Here is a 5,876-nt window from a genome sequence, read left to right on the forward strand (position 1 = left end):
TCAACCTTGTTGCTAGACACCTCAAGGTTCACAGAGAGCGGCGTGTTTCACGTATCAGACCAGCTCAGGGCACCCACACATACGGCAGGAGAGCCAGAAAAGTCACTGGTCCTTCTCCGCCGGACACCTCACCCTCACAACGGCATGGGCGAGGGAATCGAGGCCGCCCTGCTGACCAACGTGGCCGCGGATTCCCATGTCATGAATCGGTCACGTTTCTGTCCCGCCGGGGCCGTGGGAGCCGGTTGGTTTGACAGGTCTCGCATCAGCCCTCCATCATCATTCCACTAATCGAGTAGCTAAAGGGGGTGAGGTTCGTGGAGTTCCGCATCGACAGGCGGAGCGGGATCGCCGCCTACCAGCAGATCGTCCAGCAGACCAAGCAGGCCCTGCGGCTGGGAGTTCTGGTGCCGGGGGACCGGCTTCCCACCGCCAAGGAGGTCGCCGAGACCTGCGCCGTCAACCCGAACACCACGCTCAAGGCCTACCGGGAGCTGGAACGCGAAGGGCTGGTCGAGCCAAGGCCCGGCCTGGGCACCTTCGTACGCCGGTCACTGGCCCGCCCCCAGGCGGGTGCCGACTCCCCGTTGCGCGGGGAGCTGGAGGCGTGGATGACGCGGGCACGCGAGGCGGGTCTGGAGCGGGAGGACGTGACCGCGCTGGTCGCGTCGGTCCTGGAGCAGCGGTACGCCGAGACCATGGCGGCCGCCGGAACAGCAAAGAGTTTGGAAATGAGGAGCACCAGTGAGTAACGCCAGGGATGCCATGGACGTCGCAGGCCCGGCGGAGGAGTCGGCGATAGAGGCCTACGGAGTGGGCAGGAAGTACCGTCGGGGCTGGGCCCTGCGGGACTGCTCGTTCCGGCTGCCGGCCGGCCGGATCTGCGGACTGGTGGGACCCAACGGGGCGGGAAAGACGACGCTGATGGCGATCGCCGCCAATCTGCTGGAGCCAACGGACGGCACCCTCAAAGTGTTCGGCGCGGCACCGGAATCCGTGGAGGCCGGACGGCGTACGGCGTTCCTCGCCCAGGAGAAGCCGCTGTTTCGCCGCTTCACCGTGGCCGAGACGCTGCGCCTGGGCCGCGAACTGAACCCCGGCTGGGACCAGCGGGCCGCCGAGAACATCGTCCGCGCGGGCAATGTGCCCATGGAGGCGAAGATCGGCACCCTCTCCGGCGGGCAGCGCACCCGGGTCGCCTTCGCCCTCGCCTTCGGCAAACGCCCCGACCTGCTGCTGCTCGACGAGCCGATGTCCGACCTCGACCCGCTGGTACGACATGAGCTCATGAGCATGTTGCTGGCCGAGGCCGCTGAACACGGCACCACTGTGCTGATGTCCTCCCACATGCTCAGCGAGCTGGAGAGCGTCTGCGACTTCCTCCTCGTCATCTCCACGGGCGGACTGCGCTTGGCCGGTGATGTGGACGAGCTCCGCAGCGCCCACGTGCTGTTGCAGGGCGTCTGGAGCGGCGAGGGCGACAGCCACGGGCAGGGACATGCCCAGGGCGTTCCGGCGGAGCTCGTCGGCCACACCGTCGTCGAATGCCGCACCAGCGGACGCCAGGTCACCGCCCTCATTCGCCCCGACGGCCCGGTGACCGGTCAGTGGCAGGCCCACACCCCGAACATGGAGGAACTCTTGCTCTCCTATCTGCGCTGCCCCGACGCGCCACCTTTGATCAGCCCCGGAGCTCAGGTCCCGGGCCAGACTTACGGCTCCAACGGCTCGCGGGTGGCGGCGGCATGAGCAACCTCACCAAGACCTCCGCCGGACCCAACGGGTCCACTGCGTCCCCCGTGTCCCCCGTCGCCACCCGCCGCACCCGCGGCCCTCGGCTCAGCGGCGTGACCTGGCTCATCTGGCGTCAGCACCGGGCCGCCTACTGGACCCTCCTCGCCGCCACCGCCCTCTCCTTGGCGTGGATCGCCTACCAGCGCACCGGCCTGATGGACTACCTCGCCGCTCATGGCTGGCCCGACTCGCCCGACAAGTGGCTCGAGGGCATGGGCCCGTATTCGGCCGAGTTCCAGAAGGTCGGCCTCGGCCTCGGCTTCATCCCCATCCTGTTTGGCGTCTTCCTCGGCGCCCCTTTGCTCGCTGGCGACCTGGAAAACGGCACCGCCAAACTCGTCACCTCCCAGTCCGTCAGCCCCGTCCGCTGGCTGGCCGCCAAGCTGGGGATCAGCGCCCTGGTGGTCGTCGTGTGCACGGTGGCGCTCTCCGTCCAGTTCGGTTGGTGGTTCGGACTGGTCAAGAACGCTGACCCGGGTAGGGGGTGGAGCGAGGGCTTCGTGTTCGACAACACCGGACCCGTGCCCGTCGCGCTCTCACTCTTCACCTTCGTGGGCGGCCTGGCGATCGGCATGCTCCTTCGCCGCACCCTGCTCGCCATGGTTGTGACCTTCACCTTCGCCGTCGTCGTCCAGGTGGTCTGGGCCTATTGCCGGCTGGACCTCGGCAACATCGTCACGGTCGCCACCAACAAGGGGATCAACGCTCCCCCCTCGGGTTTGCCCGATGGCGCCCTGGAGATCGACCGGTCGTACGCCACGGGTTCCGGAGAGAGCCTCGGGTGGAGCACCTGTGCGCACGAGGCGTCGGAGACGGCTCGCGACGCCTGTGTGCAGAAGGCCGACATCGTGGGCTGGTCGGTGGACTACCTGCCGATCTCGCAGATGAGCGGCATGCAGTGGTTCGGCGCCTCGATCCTCTTCGCCCTGACTGCCGCCGTCGCGGTGTTCATCTTCATGTGGGGCCGCAAGCGCCTCGTCTGACCCTAACGAGCCGGTCCCCGGGCGTCGTCGGGGAATGTTGCTTGCCGTTCGGCGTCTGAGGTGTAAGGCCGTTGGTAGGCCCATTCGTCGAGCAGGGTGCGGTGGAATCGTTCGACCTCGCCGTTGGTCTGGGGACGCCAGGGGCGGGTCCAGCGTGGGCTGATGCCCAGATCACGGCAGGTTTGGCGCAGGTGTTCCTGGTGTAGGCCCAGGCATTGTCGGTCAGGATACGTTCGACGGTGATGCCTCGTGCGGCGAACCATGCTGTGGCGCGGGTCAGGAAGTCGGCGCAGGTCGGGGCGGTCTCGTCGGGCAGGTCCTCGGTGTATGCGAGGCGGGTGTGATCGTCCAGGGCGGTGTCCCCGGCTGGCCGACGTCCGCAGTGAGTCAGGGCCGCGGTCCGGGTCGGGCGATGAGTATGGACACGTCGTCGTGGTCGTCCGGATCACGCAGTGTTTCCAGGAGCCGGTCGCAGGTTTCTTCCAGGGAAAGTTCGTGGCCGTCGAGTACGCGGAGGAGGAGGTCGAGGCGTTCGTCGATGGCGTCGCGGCGTGTTTCGACCAAGCCGTCGGTGTAGAGGACCAGTTGATCGCCGGGGCGCAAGGGCACGGTGGTCGTTTCGAAGGGGACGCCGCCGACCCCGAGTGGTGCACCAGATGGTAGGTCGAGCAGTTCGGGGGCCCGCCTGCAGGTGTCAGTGCGGGGGGCAGATGTCCGGCTACGGCGATTCGGCACCGGTCGCTGTGCTGGTCGTATTCGGCGTAGATGCAGGTGGCGATGTAGGGGTCCAGACCGGCGGTGATCTTGTCGAGGCGTTGCAGCACCTGGGCGGGCGGGAGGTCGATGTCAGCCAGGGTCGCGGTGGCGGTGCGCAGGCGGCCCATCGTGGCGGCCGCATCGATGCCGCTGCCCATCACGTCGCCCACCACGAGCGCGGTCTTGTCCTCCGCGAGGGGGATGACGTCGAACCAGTCGCCACCGATCTCGGCAGAGGGTCCGGCGGGTTGGTAGCGGGTGGCGACCTCCAGACTCTCGGGTGGCGTCGGCTGGGGCAGCAGGCTGCGCTGGAGCGTCACCGCAATGTTGCGGACGCTTTGGTACAGGCGCGCGTTGTCGAGGGACACTGCAGTTCGGCTGGCGAGCTCACCGGCCAGGGTGACGTCGTCCGCGTTGAAGGGCAGTTGATTGCGGCCTCGCATCAGCCCCAGGACACCGAGTGCCCGGCCCTGGGCGGCCAGCGGTATCGCGAGATATGAGTGGATGCCGACACTGGCCAGGACAGCGGCGGCTCCGGCGTCACGGGCGATGCGCGCCAGATCCCACTCGTCCACGCGAGTCACCATGATCGGCTGACCGGTCCGTACGCATTGGGTGGACAGTCGGTCGGCGTCATAGCTGACCGGTTGGTCGGCCGTGCCGACGGCGCCGGTCGCCTCGGCGAGGTAGGCGGCCTTCACAGCGAGGGTGCGAAAGAGCGCCGGGCTGCTGTCGGGTGTCGCGGGGCGGCGATCGTCCAGGGCGGAGTCGAGTACGTCTACGACCGCGACGTCGGCGAGCTCGGGCACTGCGACGCCAGCCAGCTGCCTTAGGGGAGACGCCCACGCGTCCCGAGCTGGAGCGGTTCTTCTTCCTCGATGACGACGACCGCGACTTGATCGCGCTGCGACGGTCCGACGGGCATCGCCTCGGCATGGCGATCCAGATCTGCACCGTGCGGTACATCGGCACGTGCCTGTGGGGGGCAATCCGCTGGCGGTGCCGTGGGAGGTCGTGGAGTACCTGGCCGGGCAGCTCGGGATCGAGGATTCCTCGTGCGTGAAGCAGTACGCGGAGCGGCGGATGACGCCGTACAACCATGCGCAGGAGATCCGGGAGCGGTTCGGGTACCGGGATTACGGCGACCAGAAGTGGTCGCGGGAGTTCCGGACCTTCCTGTACGGGCGGGCGTGGACGCACGCCGAGGGGCCGGTAGCCCTTTTCAACCACGCGGTGACGTGGCTGCGCCGGCACCGGGTGCTGCTGCCAGGTGTCTCGGTGCTGGCCCGGCAGGTGTCGGAGGCCCGCACGGTGGCCGAGCGGCGGCTTCAGAACCAGGAACCCTTCCGGAAGACTGGCCACGGCTCAGCGGACCAGGCCGGTGGTGGTCAGCCACCGGGTGGCGACTGCGGCCGGGGCGGCGCCGTCGGCGACCTGGGAGTTGAGCTCGGTGAGGGTGGCGGTGGTGAGTTTCGCCGAGACGGCGTCGCAGGCGTCGGCCATGGGCTGGGTGAGGACATCGCGTCGGAACAGCGGAACGATGTTTTCGGCGGGAAAGATGTGCTTCGGGTCCTTCAGGGAGACGAATCCGTAGCGGCGGATGGAGGGGGCGGTGGAGAAGATGTCGGCTGCGTCGACGGTGCCGTTGCGCAGCGCGTTCTGAGTGATCGTCCTGGTCGGGGCGAGGGGGACGAACTGCCGGAAGACAACGCCGTAGACGCGCTTCAAGGCGGGGAGACCGTAGTCGCGGGTCTGCGTGGGGGTCGGAGCGCCGAGCGTGAGCCGGTGCGCGACGGCCTTGAGGTCGCCGATGCTGGCCAGGTGGTACTTGTCGGCGGTGGCCTTGGTGACGGTGATGGTGTCGACGTCCTGTGCCGGCGCGTGGGCGGTGACGGTCAGTCCCTGGGCGCCGGCGGCCTGCCGGAGGTGGTCGTAGGTGTCCTGGGTGCCATCGACAGCTCCCACGTGTGGAGTGCTTTCAGGCCCGGATGTGGGAGCTGCGGGGCTTCGCAGCCCCGCAGCGCCACCAGCCGGCCATGCCGGAGCCCCGTTCAGCGGGCAACTGTTGCACCGGACGCCGGTGAAGAGGATTCCGTACAGCACCTTGCGGTCATCCGGAGCCCTCGGTCCGATCCGCGTTTGCGGGCACGCCACTGCCGACCACCGGGATAGGAGGATCCTCCTCACCCGCAGACGACCGAGTCACCCGGCGGAGGCCAGGACCGCCCCGCATGCCGGCCGGAGCATGCTCAGAGCCTGTCGGGTGGCTGATCATGCGTGAAGCGTGACGGTCGTGATCTGCCCTCCGGGCATGGCGACGGCCCCGGAATGATCACGTGGTGT

The 5,876-nt window shown here is 68.3% G+C and carries 4 protein-coding genes and 3 pseudogenes; 4 read left to right on the plus strand and 3 right to left on the minus strand.

Features of this window, described 5'->3' with window-relative positions:
- The first annotated feature begins 317 nt into the window (after positions 1-317).
- Genes ABZV38_RS39245 through ABZV38_RS39255 form a run of 3 tightly spaced genes read left to right on the plus strand, consistent with a single transcriptional unit; the run spans position 318 to position 2,777 of the window.
- Entirely contained in the window at positions 318-752 is a 435-nt protein-coding gene (locus tag ABZV38_RS39245; protein ID WP_356333629.1) for a GntR family transcriptional regulator, read from the plus strand.
- 13 nt (positions 753-765) lie between these two features.
- The gene (locus ABZV38_RS39250; protein ID WP_356333635.1) at positions 766-1,749 is read left to right on the plus strand and encodes an ABC transporter ATP-binding protein; all 984 of its coding nucleotides are present in this window, start codon (positions 766-768) and stop codon (positions 1,747-1,749) included.
- Entirely contained in the window at positions 1,746-2,777 is a 1,032-nt protein-coding gene (locus tag ABZV38_RS39255; protein ID WP_356333631.1) for an ABC transporter, read from the plus strand. Before ABZV38_RS39250 ends, ABZV38_RS39255 begins: the two co-directional genes overlap by 4 nt.
- A 44-nt stretch (positions 2,778-2,821) precedes the next feature.
- Here the strand turns inward: ABZV38_RS39255 and ABZV38_RS39260 are convergent.
- Positions 2,822-3,135, minus strand: a pseudogene (locus ABZV38_RS39260) (DDE-type integrase/transposase/recombinase); the annotation flags it as partial.
- A gap of 29 nt (positions 3,136-3,164) precedes the next feature.
- Positions 3,165-4,363, minus strand: a pseudogene (locus tag ABZV38_RS39265) (GAF domain-containing SpoIIE family protein phosphatase); the annotation flags it as partial.
- On the opposite strand from ABZV38_RS39265, the pseudogene ABZV38_RS39270 reads away from it, so the two are divergent.
- Positions 4,342-4,862 (plus strand): annotated as a pseudogene (locus ABZV38_RS39270) (DUF4158 domain-containing protein); the annotation flags it as partial. The pseudogenes ABZV38_RS39265 and ABZV38_RS39270 sit on opposite strands and share 22 nt — an antisense overlap.
- A 36-nt stretch (positions 4,863-4,898) precedes the next feature.
- On the opposite strand, the gene ABZV38_RS39275 reads toward ABZV38_RS39270, so the two are convergent.
- Positions 4,899-5,498 (minus strand): ABC transporter substrate-binding protein, encoded by a 600-nt coding sequence (locus ABZV38_RS39275; RefSeq protein ID WP_356333633.1) that lies wholly within the window; start codon positions 5,496-5,498, stop codon positions 4,899-4,901.
- Positions 5,499-5,876 lie beyond the last annotated feature (378 nt).

Source organism: Streptomyces sp. NPDC005181 (genome assembly GCF_040608395.1).
GTDB lineage: Bacteria > Actinomycetota > Actinomycetes > Streptomycetales > Streptomycetaceae > Streptomyces.

Coding starts and splice junctions, on each gene's coding strand:
- ABZV38_RS39250 (WP_356333635.1), top strand. CDS start 766: ATGGACGTCGCAGGCCCGGCGGAGGAGTCGGCGATAGAGGCCTACGGA.
- ABZV38_RS39255 (WP_356333631.1), top strand. CDS start 1,746: ATGAGCAACCTCACCAAGACCTCCGCCGGACCCAACGGGTCCACTGCG.